The organism is Stenotrophomonas sp. P5_A8, from assembly GCF_056400545.1.
Map to the genome: position 1 here is coordinate 1 of NZ_JBFULB010000013.1, position 15,275 is coordinate 15,275.

A 15,275-nucleotide genomic window follows, 5' to 3' on the forward strand; every position below is an offset into this window, starting at 1 on the left:
CCGTTGGATCGCGAGGAGCCGGCCAGCGGCCGGCACTACCGGGTTTTCAGCGCCTGACCGGCGCATCCCCGGCCAMGTAGTACGCGGCGGTGCTGCGTGCCAATGGCGCACGCCCACGGATRCGGTCGGCGATCTTCTCGGCGATCATGATCGTGGTGGCGTTGAGGTTGCCGGTGATGATGCGCGGCATGATCGAGGCATCCACCACGCGCAGGCTTTCCATGCCATGCACGCGGCCCTGGCCATCAACCACGCTCATCGCATCGGTGCCCATCGCGCAGGAACAGGACGGGTGGTAGGCGGTTTCGGCATGGGCGCGCACGAAGGCGTCCAGTTCGGCGTCGCTCTGGCACGCGGCACTGGGGCTGATCTCGCGCCCCCGATACTCGTCCAGCGCAGGCTGGGCGATGATCTCGCGGGTGATGCGGATGGCATCGCGGAATTCCTGCCAGTCCTGGTCGGTGGACTGGTAATTGAACAGGATCGAGGGATGCTCGCGCGGGTCCAGCGATTTCGCATGCACGCGCCCACGGCTGGGCGTGCGCATCGAGCCCACGTGCGCCTGGAAGCCGTGTTCCTTGACCGCATTGGTGCCGTTGTAATTGATCGCCACCGGCAGGAAGTGGTACTGGATGTTGGGCCACTCGAAGTCCTCGCGGGTGCGGATGAACCCACCGGCCTCGAACTGGTTGCTGGCGCCGATGCCGGTGCCGGCGAACAGCCACTCCGCGCCGATTGCCGGCTGGTTCCACCACTGCAGCGCCGGGTACAGCGACACCGGCTTCTTGCAGGCGTACTGCATGTATACCTCCAGGTGGTCCTGCAGGTTTTCGCCGACACCGGGCAGGTCGTGCACCAGCGGCACGCCGAGCGCGGCCAGCAGCGCCGGTGCGCCCACGCCGGAGCGCTGCAGGATCTGCGGCGAGGCGATCGCACCGGCGCACAGCAGCACCTCGCGGCGCGCGGTGGCATCGATCGGCTCGGCACTGTTGCCGGTGAGGTAGCGCACGCCCACCGCGCGCTTGCCGGCAAACAGGATGCGGTCGGTGGTGGCATGCACCACGATCTCCAATCCGGCGCGGTCCTTGGCCATGTCCAGGTAACCGCGCGCGGTGCTGGAGCGGCGGCCGCGCGGGGTGACGGTGCGGTCCATCGGGCCGAAGCCTTCCTGCTGGTAGCCGTTGAGGTCGTCGGTACGCGGGTAGCCCGCCTGCACGCCGGCCTCGACCATGGCGTGGAACAGCACGTTGTTGCCGTTCTTTGGCGTGGCCACGCTGACCGGACCGTCGCCGCCGTGGTAGTCGTTGGGACCGATGTCGCGGGTTTCGGCCTTGCGGAAGTAGGGCAGCACGTCGGCGTAGCTCCAATCCTCCAGGCCGTCGAACCTGGCCCAGTTGTCGAAGTCCAGCGCGTTGCCGCGGATGTAGCACATGCCGTTGATCAGCGAAGAACCGCCCAGGCCCTTGCCACGTCCGCATTCCATGCGCCGGTTGTCCATGTGTGGCTCCGGCTCGGTCTCATAGGCCCAGTTGTAGCGGCGGCCCTGCAGCGGAAAGGCCAGTGCGGCCGGCATCTGCGTGCGGAAGTCCAGCCGGTAGTCCGGGCCACCGGCTTCAAGCAGCAGCACGCTGACGCCGGCGTCTTCGGTCAGGCGCGCGGCCAGCGTGTTGCCGGACGAGCCGGCGCCGATGATGATGTAGTCGTATTCGCGCTTCATCGCGGGGGTCTCCTGTCAGGCCGGTTCAGAACACCGACGCGTAGCGGTCCAGTTCGATCTGGATGGACTTGGTGCGGGTATAGGCGCGCAGCGTGGCCAGGCCGTTTTCGCGGCCCACGCCGGACTGCTTGTAGCCGCCCACCGGCATCTGCGCCGGCGATTCGCCCCAGCAGTTGACCCAGCAGATGCCGGCCTCCAACTGGTGGATCAGGCGGTGCGCGCGGCTCAGGTCGCGGCTGACCACGCCGGCGGCCAACCCATACTCGGTGGCGTTGGCGCGGGCGATCGCCTCTTCTTCAGTGTCGTAGGACAGCAGGCTCAGCACCGGCCCGAAGATCTCTTCGCGCACGATGCGCATGTCGTCGCGACAGTCGCTGAACACCGTCGGCGCCACGTAGCAGCCCTTGCCGAGCGCGCCGTCGGTCAACCGCTCGCCACCGCAGACCAGGCGCGCGCCTTCGGTCTTGCCGCTGGCGATATGGTCCAGCACGCGGCGCATGTGCGCGGCGCTGACCAGCGGGCCGAAGTTGGTGGCCTCCTGCAACGGATCGCCGATGCGGATGCGCGCGATGCGCTCGCTCAAGGCCAGTTCGACATCGGCGAGCAGGTCCTTGGGCACGAACACGCGCGTGCCATTGGTGCAGACCTGGCCGGAGCTGTAGAAGTTGGCCATCATCGCCACATCCGCGGCCAGCTCGATATCGGCATCGGCGCAGATGATCAGCGCCGACTTGCCGCCCAGTTCCATGGTCACCTCCTTGAGGGTGGAACTGGACGCACTGGCCATCACCTTGCGCCCGGTACTGGTGCCGCCGGTGAAGGAGATCTTTTCGATGCCCGGGTGCTCGGTCAGTGCCGAGCCCACACCGGCGCCATCGCCGGGCAGCACGTTGAAGACGCCGTCGGGCAGGCCGGCTTCGGTGAAGATCTCGGCCAGCTTCAGCGCGGTCAGCGGGGTCACTTCACTGGGCTTGAAGATCATCGCGTTGCCAGCGGCCAGTGCGGGGGCGGCCTTCCACAGCGCGATCTGGATCGGGTAGTTCCACGCGCCGATCGCCCCGACCACGCCCAGGGGTTCCTGCCGGGTGTAGAAAAAGCTGCCTTCGCGCAGCGGCACCTGGCTGCCTTCCAGCCCGTGCATCACCCCGGCGTAGTACTCCAGCACGTCCGCGCCGGTGACGATGTCCACGCTGCGGGTTTCGCTCAGCGGCTTGCCGGTGTTGAGCGTTTCCAGCTCGGCCAGCGCATCGTTGCGCTCGCGCAGCAATGCCACCGCACGCAGCAGGATGCGCGAGCGCTCCACCGTGGTCAGCGCGGCCCAGACCTTCTGGCCGGCCTGCGCGCTTTCCACTGCGGCGTCGAGATCGTCGCTGTTGGCGCTGTGCACCTTGGCCAGCACCTCGCCGGTGGCCGGGTTGGTGACCTCGAAGGTGCGGTTGCCCTGCGAGGGAACGTAGCGGCCGCCGATGTACAGCAGTTGGTCGGGGAAGTGGGGCATGTCGATGACTCCTTTGCAGCGGGAGACCAGTGGGTTCAGCGGGTCAGATGCAGGAACTGCAGGTGGCGCTCGTACTGGTCGATGATGTCGTTGATGATCTGCTGGCGGCTGTAGCCGAACAGCTCGTAGTCCTGTCCACCTTCGTAGAGGTGCACCTCGGCGCGGTAATAACGCAGGCTGCGGAAGCGTTGCGCGGCAAACGAGGGCGTGAGGTAGCCGCGCATGATCACCTGGTAGGTGAACACCTGTTGCTCGCCATGGTCGACCAGCAGTTCCATGTGGCCCGGTTCGAATTTCGTGTGCACATCCAGGCCTTTCTCGCGCAGCTGCGCGGCCACCGCCTCGATGGCCGGCTTCACGTCGGTGTCCATGAACCGGTACACCTCGTCGCGCACCGGGAAGTGCACCGCCTGGGAGATGCGCTGGCGCCAGCCACGCTGGTGCCGCGACTGCCCGATCAGCGGGATCGGCGAATACTGCGAGGCCTTCTTGCGCTGCGACTCTTCGCCCAGCGCGCGGGTCAGCCCCCACAGCATCAGCAGCAGCACCACCGAGAACGGCAGCGAGGCCAGCACGACGGCCGATTTGAGCGCGTCCATGCTGCCGGCCAGCAACAGGCCGGCGGTGACCAGGCCGGTCATCACGCCCCAGAACACGCGCAGCCAGCGCGGACCATCGTCCTCCGGCGCGCCGCCGTGCGAGGACAGCGTGGACAGCACCACGGTACCCGAGTCGGCCGAGGTCACGAAGAACACGAAGCTGACGATCACGGTGACCGCAATGACCACCCGGCTCCAGGGATAGTTGTCCAGCAGTGCGTACAGCACGGTCGGCGGGTTATCCACCGCCATCTGCGCCAACTGCACCTGGTCGTGGTGGAGGATCTGGTCCAGCGCGCTGTTGCCGAAGATCGACAGCCACGCCAGGGTGAATCCGAGCGGGATCAGCAGCACGCCCAGCACGAATTCGCGGATGGTGCGGCCACGCGAGATGCGCGCGATGAACAGCCCCACGAACGGCGCCCAGCCGATCCACCAGGCCCAGTAGAACACCGTCCAGTTGCCCAGCCAGTCCGGCCGCCCGCCGTAGGCATACACGTCGAAGCTCTTGCCGACCACGTTGCCCAGGTAGTCGCCCATGTTCTGCATGAACGCGTTGAGCAGGTACTGGGTGGGCCCGGCGAACAGCATGAACAGCAGCAGCCCGATGGCCAGCAGCATGTTGATGTTGGACATCCAGCGCACGCCTTTTTCCACCCCGGACACGGCCACGGCGATGGCCGCGCCCATCATCAGCACGATCAACCCGACCTGCACCCAGGCCGCGTGTGGCACCTGGAACAGGGTATTGAGGCCGGCGTTGAGGTGCAGCACGCCAAAGCCCATGTCCGCGCCCAGGCCGAACACCGTGGCCACGATGCCCAGCGCATCGACGGTGTAGCCGATGGGGCCGTTGATGCGCTTGCCGATCAGCGGATACAGCGCCGAGCGCAGCGCCAGCGGCAGGTTGTGGCGGTAGGCGAAGTAGGCCAGCGCCATCGCCGCCAGCGCGAATACGCCCCAGCCGTGCAGGCCCCAGTGCAGGAACAGCAGCTGCATGGCTTGCCGCGCGCTGGCCTCGCCACTGCCCACGCCGCCCTGCGGCGGCAGCAGATAGTGGGTAAGCGGTTCGGACACGCAGAAGAAGAACAGGGTGATGCTGATCCCGGCCGCGAACAGCATCCCGGCCCAGGACAGATAGCTGAATTCCGGTTCGTCGTGGTCCGCGCCAAGCTTGACCGTGCCATAGCCGGACAGTGCCACGCCGACCACGAACACCAGGTACACGGTCATCGCCAGCAGGTAATACCAGCCGACGTTGCGCGAGGCCCAGGTCTGGGCATCCAGCAACAGCACGCCGGCATCGATGGGAAACACGGTGACCAGAAGGGCGAATGCCGCCACGATCGTGGCGGCAAGCAGGAAGACCGGTCGAAGCGTGCGTACCTCGTTTTGAGGTGACTCCACAGCGCTCATGGGGTGGGGGTACTCTCGGTGCCGGATACGGCAGACCCGGACTATTACCCCACATCGACTGTGGAGGGGCTGTTTACGCCGCGAAGATGCCCGCCGCGCAACGGCGGCGGGTATCGGGGTGAGGCCTTACCGCAGCGCGCTGCTGGGTACGTCGATGGCCATCGCCAGGGCGAGGTGATCGGAAAACGCGGCCGGTACGGCCTCGGCACTGCGTTGCTGCAGGCCGTCGCTGAGCAGGATGTGGTCGATGGCCCGGTCCGGCCGCCAGCTGGGGAACGTGGGCACCGCGCAGCCTGGCGGTTGCAGGTTGGTCTTGCGGTACAGCGCCTGCATTTCCGGGCGGTCGGCCAGGCAGTTGAAATCGCCCATCAGCACCGCGTTGGGATGGTCGGTGAGCAGGTCGGCGATGAAGGCCAGCTGCGACATCCGCGAGTTGGTGCCCAAGGACAGGTGCGCCACCGCCACCGCCAGGCCCTGCCGGCCTTCGCCGAACTTGGCCAGCAGCACGCCGCGCCCGCCGATGCGGCCGGGCAGGGCGTGGTCCTGTACTTCCACCGGTTCCAGCCGGCTGAGCAGGCCGTTGGCGCTGGAGGCCACCCCGCCCATGCGGCGGTTGGGCTGGTGGCTCCAGTAATTGAAGCCGGCGCGCTCGGCCAGGTAGTGGGTCTGGTTGGTGAAGCCCGAGCGCAGGCTGCCCGGGTCGGCCTCCTGCAGGCCGACGATGTCGTGGCCACGGGCCAACTGTGCGATTGCGTCCAGACTGGTGCGCTTGCGCCCGGCCGGCAGTGCATGCGACCAGCTGCGGGTCACATAGTCACTGTAGCGGCGGGTGCTGCTGCCGGCCTGGATGTTGGCCGTCAGCAGGCGCAGGGTCCGCGTGGTGGGGGAATTCACGACGGTAGCGGGCTCGGTCTGGATCAATTGCCCTTGGCGGCGCGCTCGCGGGCGATCAGGTGATCGGCAATGCGCAGCATGTCGGGGAAGCTCTTGCCCTTGACCAGGTACTTGCCGTTGACGATCACCGACGGGGTGCCGGTGATCTGGCTGCGCTGGGCGAACTGCTTGGCGGCATTGGTCTTGGCATTCACCGCGAAGCTGCCCATGGTGCTGGCGAACTGCTTGGCATCGGCGCCGTGCTTGGCATAGAAGGCGGCGATGTCTTCAACCGAATCCTTGCCGCGCTCGCCCTTCAGGGTCTGCTCGGCGTGGATGGCCGAGTACAGCGCCTCGTGGGTCTTTTCCTGCAGGCCCATGCTCTGTGCGGCGTAGAAGGCGCGCGCATAGTTGTCCCAGGTGCCGCCGAACATCGCCGGCACGTAGACGAAGCTGACGTCGCTGGGCAGGCCAGCCTTCCACGGCCCGATCAGCGGCTGGAACGCGGCGCAGGCCGGGCACACGTAACCGAAGATCTCGGCCACTTCGATCTTGCCGGCGGCCGGCTGGAACGGCTGGCCGTTCTCGATCACCACATAGTCGGTGCCTGCCACCGGCTCCGGGCCGGTCGGGCGCGAGGACGCCGGCGCCGGTGCCGGGGTGGTGGCGGCTGCGGCAGCGGTCTCGGCGGCGGAGGATTCACCGGTGGCGGCCGGGGCTTCGCTGTTGGTCGCCGGTGCAGTGTCGGTGGCCGGGGTGCTGCTCGGGGCAGCCGGTTCGGTCGGCGCGGCGGTATTGGCGGTGCCGTCCTGGGCCTTGCAGGCCGCAAGGATCGGCAGCAGGGCCATCAGGGCAATGGCGAAACGGGTCTTCATCTAGGCATCTCCAACGGATGAACAAGGTGGGGCCGGCGCACGGGGCGCCGGCTCAGGGGGAAATAATGGCATGCGGCCAGGCGCGTCCCGCGTACACGGTGTGTGACGGTTCAGAGAGCCTGCACTCAGCGCTTGGGCTGGGTGCGCGCCTGGGCGATGAGCGCATCGGCGTTGCGCAGCATCGATTCGAACGAGTCGCCCTTGACCAGGTAACGGCCGTTGATCACCAGCGCCGGGGTGCCGGGCACCTTGGTGCGCTGGGCGAAGGCGCGCGCGGCCTTGAGCTTCTGTTCCACCGCATCGCCCTTGATCGTGGCCAGGAAGGTCTCCGGGGCCACGCCGTAGGTCTTGTAGAAGCTGGCCAGTTCGTCCGGGGACACGTTCTGCATCGGCAGCGTCTGCTTGTCATGCAGGGCCTCGAACATCGCGCGGTGGCTGCGCTTGGCCACGCCCAGCTGGTCGGCGGCGAAGTAGGCACGGGCGAACGAATCCCAGATTCCGCCGAACGCGGCCGGCACCGGGGTGAAGCGGACGTCCTTGGGCAGCTTGGCCGCCCAGGCTTCCAGCTGCGGCTCGAAGCGCGCGCAGTGCGGGCAGGTGTAGCCGAAGATTTCCACCACTTCGATCTTGCTGGCCAGCGGCGCATACGGGCCGGGCGCTTCGATCACTTCGTAGTCGGTACCTTCGACCAGCTTGATCGGCGTGGCGGCCAGGGTGGTCAGGGGGCTCAGGGCCAGCAGCAACAGCATCAGGCGGGGCATCAACGTCATCTACATCCATCTCCATCGGAAAAAACAACGCCGGCCCAGTGCCGGCGTGGCGGTGAACATAACCCGCCACGGGGGCGGGGCGGCGACTGCGCCGCCAAGCGGTCCTTACGGCGCCTTGGCCGGTTGCGTGGCGGTCACCGCGGCGACGTCGTCGGCACGGTTGTGCAGGCCCTGCAGGTAGCTGCCCAGCGCCTGGATCTCCTGTTCGGTGAGCTGCTTGGCAATGCTGGCCATGATCTGGAAGTGCGCCTTGTCGGTTTCCTGGGTGGTGCCGGCCTGGTACTCCTGCAGCCGGCGCGCCACATATGCGGCGTGCTGGCCGCCGATGTGCGGATACGCCGGGCCCGGGTTGCCGGCGCCGGTGGGACCGTGGCAGGCCATGCAGGCGGGGATGCCGCGTTCGGCGTCACCGCCGCGATACAGCTGCTGCCCGATCTCGTAGAACTTCTTGCCGGCATAGGGACCGTCGCCGACCAGGCCATCGTCGGCAAGCCCGGCGCTGGCCTTCTGCGTTGCGAAATATGCACCGATATCGCGCATGTCCTGCGGGGTGAGGTCCTGCACGAAGGGCACCATCGCCGCGGACGCACCGGAGGTGCGCTGGCCGTTGGCGATCAGTGCCATCTGCTGGGCCACGTAGCGTTCGCTCTGGCCGGCGATGCTGGGGTACATCTCCACGGTGGAATTGCCATCGGCCGAGTGGCAGGCGGCGCAGGCGGCGGCCTTGGTCTGGCCGGCCTTGGCATCGCCCCAGGTGGTCTTGCTGAAATCGACCTCCAGCGAGGCGGTCTTGATCGGCCCGTTGTCAGGCAACGGGGTGATCGAGGTCTGGGCGACCGCAACGGCGGCCAGCAGGGATACAGCGACAGCGGAAACGGCAAGAACGCGAGCGTGGCGCATGCGGAAGCTCCGTGTGGACCGGCCTGGCGAGTGCAGGCTGCACTGGCTGAGGATCACCCGATTATCCATGCGCTTTCGCGCCACGGTCAACGCAGGGTGCAGCAAAACCGGTCGGCGGCAGCGCGGATCCGGCCCGGACATGCGATCCTATGCCCATGTCATTGCTCCTCGAACGTGCCCACTATCTGCTTTCGGCCCACAACACCCGGCAATTGCCGGAGGATGTCGGGGCCGAAGTTGCCTTTGCCGGACGCTCCAACGCCGGCAAATCCAGCGCCCTCAACGCCCTGACCCGCCAGAACAGCCTGGCCCGGGTCTCCAAGACCCCCGGCCGCACCCAGCAGCTGGTGTTCTTCGAGGTCACCCCGGAGACCAAGCTGGTCGATCTGCCCGGTTACGGCTACGCCAAGGTGCCGCTGGACCTGCAGGCGCACTGGCAGGCCTTCATCGACCAGTACTTCCGCACCCGCGAGGCGCTGCGTGGCCTGGTGGTGGTGATGGACATCCGTCACCCGCTTAAGGACTACGACCGCCAGATGCTGGCCTATGCGGTGCAGCGCGGTCTGCCCGCGCACGCGCTGCTGACCAAGGCCGACAAGCTCGGCCGGGGCCAGCAGGGCATCGCCCTGCAGAAGGTGCGCAAGGAACTGCAGTCCTCCTTCGGCGATACGGTCAGCGTGCAGACCTTTTCCGGCCCGGCCCGCCAGGGCGTGGACGAGGCCCGCGGGATCATCGGTGGCTGGCTGGGGTTGAACAAGCCGGCGCCGGAAACGGCGTAACACCTGCACCCCGGTGGTGCTGGCCGCTGGCCGCTGGCCGGCGCCCCGGTATATCCGGCTGAAAGGGGAGCCGGCCAGCGGCCGGCACTACCGTGTAGGCGTGCACCGACCGGCTGACCGTCAGGCGGTGCGCGTGCGATTGGTGTCAGCGGAGTAGGCGAGCGGCCGGCACTACCGGGTGGGCAACGGTGCGTATTCGCCCGGGACCCACGCGAACGCATCACCCTCGCGCCGCACATGGCCCAGCCCGGGGAACGGCAGGTGCGCGCCGGCCACCCACCAGCCCTGGTCCGCGGCCTGCGCCATCATCGTGCGCCGGCTGACGATGGCGGCGGCGCGGTCGCTGTCGGCCTCGTAGGACGCCTGCGGCTGGGCGAACTGCACCGCGTGGAAGTGCACGATGTCGCCCCAGACCAAGAGGTGCTGGCCGGCGCCGCCGTCGATCCGGTAGGACACGTGGCCGATGGTGTGGCCGTGGCTGTCCAGTGCGGTGATGCCGGTCGGCAGTGCATCTCCTGCGCCGAAGCGCTTCAATTTTCCAGTGGCCACATAGGGGGCTACCGCCTTGCGCGCCAGCGCGAAGGCAAAGCGCACGCCCTGCGGCGCGGTCGTTTCGCTGGCCGGATCGAGCCAGTACGCGGCATCGGCGGCAGACAGCCACACCGTGGCATTGGGGTAGGCCACCTTGTCCTGGGTATCGAGCAGGCCGCACAGGTGGTCCGGATGGGCGTGGGTGAGCAGTACGTCGTCGACCTCGGCCGGGTCGTAGCCGGCCGCGCGCAGGTTGCCCAGCACCTGGCCCAGGCCGGGGCCGAAGCAGGTGGCGGTGCCGGTGTCGATCAGGGTGAGGTGGTTGCCCTGCTGCACCAGGTAGGCGTTGACCGCGGTCTGCAGGCCCTTGCCGTCTTCGGGCACGTAGCTGTGGTCGAGCAGGCGGGTGACCTTGCCGGCATCGATGCCTACCAGTTCCTGCCGGCCGAGCGCGACAGTGCCATCAAACAGCGCGGTGACCTGGAGCGTGCCGATCTGCTGGTGGTACACACCGGGCACCTGTTCGTGCGGGGTGTGGGTGGTGGTGGCGAAGGCGGGGCTGGCGGCGGCCGCCAGCAACAGGGCGGCGGCGAGGGTGCGGACGCGGGGCAGGGACATGGGCTTTCCGGGCAAGGCGGCAGCGCCGCGATGTCTCCATGCTGCGCGACGGCGTTGCCGCGGTCCGCTCAGAATGCCGCGCGATCCGCTCGCTCAGCTGTTGTTGCCGATCGCGCCCGGTTCCAGGCCGTAACGGGCGGCGAAGCGCTTGTTGAAGCTGCCCAGCGAGCGATAGCCCACGCGCGCGGCCACGGTCTTGAGCGGCAGGCGCGTGGTGTAGAGCAGGTTCATCGCATGCGCCAGCCGCGCATCGGCGATCAACCCGCGCACGCTGGACTGCTCGCTGGCCAGCCGGCGGCGCAGGGTGGCACCGCTCAGGCCGAGCTGGTCTTCGAAGTCGCGCGATTGCCAGTCGCGTTCCGGTTGGGCGGCGATCAGGTCGCGGATGCGTTCGCCCAGGCTGGGCTCCGGCGCGACCAGCAGGCTGCCATGGCCACGGCGACAGAACGCCAGCACCAGCGCGGCCAAGGCCAGCCGCGCTTCGGTGTAGCGGGCCTGCTCCAGTGCGCTGCGCCATTGCCGCAGGGTGTCGCCGTGCTCGGCCAGCGACAACCGCGCCAGCGCGTCGCCGGCCTCGGGCAGCGGTTCGTTCCACAGCACGCGCGCGGCTGACAGCGCCTCGGCGCACAGCGGCACGATCGCGCTGAGGTACACGCCGGAGTCCGGATCGGGAATGTTGACCACGTCGATGCGGCAGCGCCGGGTGATCAGGAACAGGTCGCCGGGCACGAAGGTGAGTGACTGCTGCGCGGTGGATACCTGCTTGCGTCCCTGCAGCAGGATCGCCAGCTGCGGTTGCGGGATGTCCACCGAGGAGGCGCCATGCTCGCGGCGCGCGGTGATGCAGGCGTAGCCGTCGGCCCGCTGGCAGTCGGCCAAGCTCGCCATCTCGGCCAACAGCGGATCGGGGTGCACGCGGGTATCCATTACCGCGCAGTATCGAACAACTGGCCGATAAGCGCTGCCGCGCCCATCGCCAATGCGCCCCAGAACATGACCCGCACCGCGCCGCGCAACGGGGGTGCACCTCCGGCACGTGCGGCCATCGCACCGGTCAGGCCCAACCCGGCCAGGGTGACGCCCGTGGTGATCTGGGCGACATGGGCGTGCGGGGCGAGCAGGGCGGTCAGCACCGGCAGCGCCGCGCCACTGACGAAGGCGCCGGCCGAGGCCAGGGCCGCCTGCAGCGGACGCGCACGCAGTTCTTCGGTGATGCCCAGCTCGTCGCGTGCGTGTGCGGCCAGCGCGTCGTGCGCGGTCAGCTGTACCGCTACCTGCTGGGCCAGCTCGGGGGTAAGGCCGCGATGGCGGTAGATCGCTGCCAGCTCTTCCAGCTCGCTGTGCGGGTCTTCGTGCAGTTCGCGTTTTTCCACGGCCAGGTCGGCCACTTCGGTATCGGCCTGGGACTGCACCGACACATACTCACCGGCCGCCATCGACATCGCCCCGGCGACGGTGCCGGCAATGCCGGTGGCCAACACGGTGGACGCGCTCGCACCGCTGGCGGCGATGCCGACCACCAGCCCGGCGATCGAGACGATGCCGTCATTGGCACCGAGCACCGCCGCACGCAGCCAGCCGACGCGGTCGGAACGATGGACTTCGGGATGGCGGGATCGGCTCATGCCCACAGTCTAGGGCGTGTGCCGGACCGGGGGCGGAATGCGTCGCAGCGGCGCTTGCAGCCGGTCAAGCCCTTTTCAATAGGATGCTGAAAACCGTCACGGTGACACGACGGTGGGGGACGCCACGATATAGTGCGCCCTTGCGATGCGGGGGCCCGGACCCCACATCCCCGCCCTGACCAGAATCCTGCGAGCCTCCCCTTGTCGAGCCCCAGCCACGTCGCCGAGACGCCGATCACCGACCGAAATGAACTGGTCGCCACGCTGGCTTCCGGCGAAAAGCCCAAGGCGCAGTGGCGCATCGGCACCGAGCACGAGAAGTTCGGCTTCCGCCTGGACGACCTGCGTCCGCCGACGTTCGAGGGCGACCGCGGCATCGAAGCCCTGCTCAACGGCCTGACCCGCTTCGGCTGGACGCCGGTGCAGGAAGGCGGCCACACCATCGCGCTGCTGCGCGACAACGCCTCGGTCACGCTGGAACCGGCCGGCCAGCTGGAACTGTCCGGCGCGGCGGTGGAAACCATCCATGACACCTGCGTGGAAACCGGTACCCATCTCAACGAAGTGGCGCAGGTGGCCGGCGAGCTGCAGCTGGGCTTCCTCGGCATGGGCTTCCAGCCCAAGTGGACGCGCGAGGAGATGCCGTGGATGCCCAAGGGCCGCTACCGCATCATGCGCGACTACATGCCCAAGGTCGGTACGCTCGGCCTGGACATGATGACCCGTACCTGCACGGTGCAGGTCAACCTGGATTACGCCACCGAAGCGGACATGGTGAAGAAATTCCGCGTGTCGCTGGCGCTGCAGCCGATCGCCACGGCGCTGTTCGCCGATTCGCCGTTCACCGAAGGCAAGCCGAACGGCTACCAGAGCTACCGTTCGCACATCTGGACGGACACCGACAACGATCGCACCGGCATGCTCGACTTCGTGTTCGAAGACGGCTTCGGTTACGAGCGTTACGTGGACTATCTGCTCGATGTGCCGATGTACTTCTCCTACCGCGACGGCACCTACCACGATGCCAGCGGGCAGAGTTTCCGCGATTTCATGGTGGGCAAGTTGCCGGCGCTGCCGGGCCAGTTGCCGACCCTGCGCGACTGGTCGGACCACATGACCACGGCCTTCCCGGAAGTGCGCTTGAAGAAGTACCTGGAGATGCGCGGCGCCGATGCCGGACCGTGGAGCCGCCTGTGCGCGCTGCCGGCGTTCTGGGTGGGGCTGTTGTATGACGATGCCGCACTTGATGCGGCCTGGGACCTGGTGCGTGATTTCAGCCTGGTGGAGCGCAACGTGTTGCGCGATGGCGTGCCGAAGCATGGGCTGAAGCTGCCGTTCCGCAATGGCACCGTGCTCGATCTGTCGCGCGAAGCACTGAAGATCGCCGTGGCCGGGCTCAAGCGGCGCGCGGCGCGCAACGTCGATGGCCAGGACGAAAGCAAGTTCCTGGAGGTGCTGCAGGAGATCGTCGATTCGGGGCTGACTCCGGCCGATCGCAAGCTGGCGCTGTTCCATGGCGAGTGGAACCAGAACATCGATCCGGTGTTCAAGGCGTTCGCTTACTGAGTGGCGAAAGCGGTCGTCGGTGGGTCGGGCGCTGGGCGCCCATGCCCTTTCCGGCGAATGTCCTCCGGCGTCGGCCTGCGGCCGCCACCTCCCCCTTTATTTCGCCTCCAAGGGCATGGGCGCCCAGCGCCCGACCCACCGACCCGCACCAGAAAAGCCTGGCTTCCGGCTGCGACGGGGCCCTGACGCTCGCGACAGACCTGGATCGAAGACAGGCCAGATCACTGCGGCGCCAGGACGATCCAACCACGGCGCACCACCGGCCCCCATCTGCCGCGGCCCTTGCAACTTGATGCTCCCCGGCATTGGCAGAAGAACAAAAAAACCCCGGCATTGCCGGGGTTTTCTTCATGCAAGTGCGGAAGAATCAGGCCGCCTTTTCCAGCGTGGCCATGTCGATCACGAAGCGGTAGCGCACGTCGTTCTTCGCCATGCGCTCCCAGGCCTCGTTGACGGTCTTGATGTCGATCACTTCCACGTCGCTGACGATGTTGTGCTCGGCACAGAAGTCCATCATCTCCTGCGTTTCGGCCATGCCACCAATCGCCGAACCGGTGATGTGCTTGCGACCGAACATCATCGCAGCGCCCATCAGCGGCGGATCCAGCTCGGTCAGCACGCCGACCAGGCACATCGTCGCATCGCGCTTGAGCAGGCCCATGTACGGGTTGGTGTCGTGGCTGACCGGAATGGTGTTGAGCAGGAAATCGAAACTGCCGGCGTGCGCCTGCATCTGCGCCGGATCGCGCGAGACCAGCACCTCATCGGCACCCAGACGCTTGGCATCGGCACCCTTCTCCGGGGTGGTGGTGATCATCACCACGGTGGCGCCCATCGCCTTGGCGAACTTCACGCCCATGTGGCCCAGGCCACCCAGACCGATGATGCCGACCTTCTGGCCGGGGCCCACCTTCCAGTGGCGCAGCGGCGAGTAGGTGGTGATGCCGGCGCACAGCAGCGGCGCGGCGGCCTTCAGGTCCAGCTTCTCGGACACCTTCACCACGAAGCGCTGCTCCACCACGATGTGGTCGGAGTAACCGCCGAAGGTCGGCTGGCCGTCGCGCTCGGTGCTGTTGTAGGTGTAACTGGCCCCCTTCTCGCAGTACTGCTCCAGGTCTTCATCGCAGGCCGCGCAATGGCGGCAGGAATCGACCATGCAGCCGACGCCGGCGAAATCGCCGACCTTGAAGTCGGTGACGCCGGCGCCGACCTCGGTCACCCGGCCGATGATCTCGTGGCCGGGCACCATCGGGAACTTGGAATTGCCCCAGTCGTCGCGGGCCTGGTGCAGGTCGGAGTGGCAGATGCCGCTGTACAGGATCTGGATGCGGACATCGCCGGCAGCGACCGGGCGGCGCTCGAAGGAGAACGGTACCAGCGGTGCGGTCTGGTCGTGGACGGCATAACCATGGGCGAGGGACATAGGGAATCCTTGGCAGGTTTTGTAGAAAGGCGCTTTACAATACGCCCGCACCCTGTGCGTATACAGTCAATATATCGGCATGATT

13 protein-coding genes are annotated in these 15,275 nt (G+C 67.5%); 2 read left to right on the forward strand and 11 right to left on the reverse strand.

The window, feature by feature from the left end; genetic code table 11:
* Positions 1-46: 46 nt before the first annotated feature.
* The 7 genes from betA to AC1DQP_RS02035 all read right to left on the reverse strand — a co-directional run bounded on the left by betA (position 47) and on the right by AC1DQP_RS02035 (position 8,648).
* The gene (gene betA / locus AC1DQP_RS02005) at positions 47-1,717 is read right to left on the reverse strand and encodes a choline dehydrogenase (protein WP_478051014.1); all 1,671 of its coding nucleotides are present in this window, start codon (positions 1,715-1,717) and stop codon (positions 47-49) included.
* A 25-nt stretch (positions 1,718-1,742) separates the two neighbouring features.
* On the reverse strand, positions 1,743-3,215 hold the full coding sequence (gene betB / locus AC1DQP_RS02010; RefSeq protein WP_457320123.1) for a betaine-aldehyde dehydrogenase: 1,473 nt from the start codon (positions 3,213-3,215) through the stop codon (positions 1,743-1,745).
* Positions 3,216-3,250: 35 nt separating this feature from the next.
* Entirely contained in the window at positions 3,251-5,230 is a 1,980-nt protein-coding gene (betT, locus tag AC1DQP_RS02015; protein WP_457320125.1) for a choline BCCT transporter BetT, read from the reverse strand.
* A gap of 126 nt (positions 5,231-5,356) precedes the next feature.
* A complete protein-coding gene (locus AC1DQP_RS02020; RefSeq protein ID WP_256777098.1) occupies positions 5,357-6,094 on the reverse strand; it encodes an endonuclease/exonuclease/phosphatase family protein in 738 nt (245 codons plus the stop codon).
* 53 nt (positions 6,095-6,147) lie between these two features.
* On the reverse strand, positions 6,148-6,978 hold the full coding sequence (locus tag AC1DQP_RS02025; protein ID WP_256777057.1) for a thiol:disulfide interchange protein DsbA/DsbL: 831 nt from the start codon (positions 6,976-6,978) through the stop codon (positions 6,148-6,150).
* Positions 6,979-7,103: 125 nt separating this feature from the next.
* Positions 7,104-7,748 (reverse strand): thiol:disulfide interchange protein DsbA/DsbL, encoded by a 645-nt coding sequence (locus AC1DQP_RS02030; RefSeq protein WP_478051015.1) that lies wholly within the window; start codon positions 7,746-7,748, stop codon positions 7,104-7,106.
* A 105-nt stretch (positions 7,749-7,853) separates the two neighbouring features.
* Complete coding sequence (locus AC1DQP_RS02035) at positions 7,854-8,648, reverse strand: c-type cytochrome (RefSeq protein WP_457319654.1); 795 nt, start codon at positions 8,646-8,648, stop codon at positions 7,854-7,856.
* Positions 8,649-8,803: 155 nt separating this feature from the next.
* On the opposite strand from AC1DQP_RS02035, the gene yihA reads away from it, so the two are divergent.
* Positions 8,804-9,427 carry a ribosome biogenesis GTP-binding protein YihA/YsxC gene (gene yihA / locus AC1DQP_RS02040; protein WP_256777053.1) on the forward strand — a complete coding sequence of 208 codons (624 nt, stop codon included), beginning with the start codon at positions 8,804-8,806 and terminating at the stop codon, positions 9,425-9,427.
* 171 nt (positions 9,428-9,598) lie between these two features.
* On the opposite strand, the gene AC1DQP_RS02045 is transcribed toward yihA, so the two are convergent.
* The 3 genes from AC1DQP_RS02045 to AC1DQP_RS02055 form a co-directional block, all read right to left on the reverse strand.
* A complete protein-coding gene (locus AC1DQP_RS02045; RefSeq protein WP_457319653.1) occupies positions 9,599-10,576 on the reverse strand; it encodes an MBL fold metallo-hydrolase in 978 nt (325 codons plus the stop codon).
* 93 nt (positions 10,577-10,669) lie between these two features.
* Positions 10,670-11,464 carry a helix-turn-helix domain-containing protein gene (locus tag AC1DQP_RS02050; RefSeq protein WP_457319656.1) on the reverse strand — a complete coding sequence of 265 codons (795 nt, stop codon included), beginning with the start codon at positions 11,462-11,464 and terminating at the stop codon, positions 10,670-10,672.
* 38 nt (positions 11,465-11,502) lie between these two features.
* Positions 11,503-12,201, reverse strand: a complete 699-nt coding sequence (locus AC1DQP_RS02055; RefSeq protein ID WP_256777050.1) for a VIT1/CCC1 transporter family protein — start codon at positions 12,199-12,201, stop codon at positions 11,503-11,505.
* A 201-nt stretch (positions 12,202-12,402) separates the two neighbouring features.
* Between AC1DQP_RS02055 and AC1DQP_RS02060 the strand changes: the two genes are divergently transcribed.
* The gene (locus AC1DQP_RS02060) at positions 12,403-13,767 is read left to right on the forward strand and encodes a glutamate--cysteine ligase (RefSeq protein ID WP_478051016.1); all 1,365 of its coding nucleotides are present in this window, start codon (positions 12,403-12,405) and stop codon (positions 13,765-13,767) included.
* Between the two features lie 367 nt (positions 13,768-14,134).
* Here AC1DQP_RS02060 and AC1DQP_RS02065 read toward each other — a convergent pair whose 3' ends face one another.
* Positions 14,135-15,190, reverse strand: a complete 1,056-nt coding sequence (locus tag AC1DQP_RS02065) for an NAD(P)-dependent alcohol dehydrogenase (protein ID WP_256777340.1) — start codon at positions 15,188-15,190, stop codon at positions 14,135-14,137.
* Between the last annotated feature and the right edge of the window lie 85 nt (positions 15,191-15,275).

Excerpts from the sequence above, each read along its gene's own strand:
- betB (WP_457320123.1), bottom strand. The coding sequence starts at position 3,215 with ATGCCCCACTTCCCCGACCAACTGCTGTACATCGGCGGCCGCTACGTT.
- betT (WP_457320125.1), bottom strand. The coding sequence starts at position 5,230 with ATGAGCGCTGTGGAGTCACCTCAAAACGAGGTACGCACGCTTCGACCG.
- AC1DQP_RS02025 (WP_256777057.1), bottom strand. The coding sequence starts at position 6,978 with ATGAAGACCCGTTTCGCCATTGCCCTGATGGCCCTGCTGCCGATCCTT.
- AC1DQP_RS02030 (WP_478051015.1), bottom strand. The coding sequence starts at position 7,748 with ATGACGTTGATGCCCCGCCTGATGCTGTTGCTGCTGGCCCTGAGCCCC.
- AC1DQP_RS02035 (WP_457319654.1), bottom strand. The coding sequence starts at position 8,648 with ATGCGCCACGCTCGCGTTCTTGCCGTTTCCGCTGTCGCTGTATCCCTG.
- yihA (WP_256777053.1), top strand. The coding sequence starts at position 8,804 with ATGTCATTGCTCCTCGAACGTGCCCACTATCTGCTTTCGGCCCACAAC.
- AC1DQP_RS02045 (WP_457319653.1), bottom strand. The coding sequence starts at position 10,576 with ATGTCCCTGCCCCGCGTCCGCACCCTCGCCGCCGCCCTGTTGCTGGCG.
- AC1DQP_RS02050 (WP_457319656.1), bottom strand. The coding sequence starts at position 11,464 with ATGGCGAGCTTGGCCGACTGCCAGCGGGCCGACGGCTACGCCTGCATC.
- AC1DQP_RS02055 (WP_256777050.1), bottom strand. The coding sequence starts at position 12,201 with ATGAGCCGATCCCGCCATCCCGAAGTCCATCGTTCCGACCGCGTCGGC.
- AC1DQP_RS02065 (WP_256777340.1), bottom strand. The coding sequence starts at position 15,190 with ATGTCCCTCGCCCATGGTTATGCCGTCCACGACCAGACCGCACCGCTG.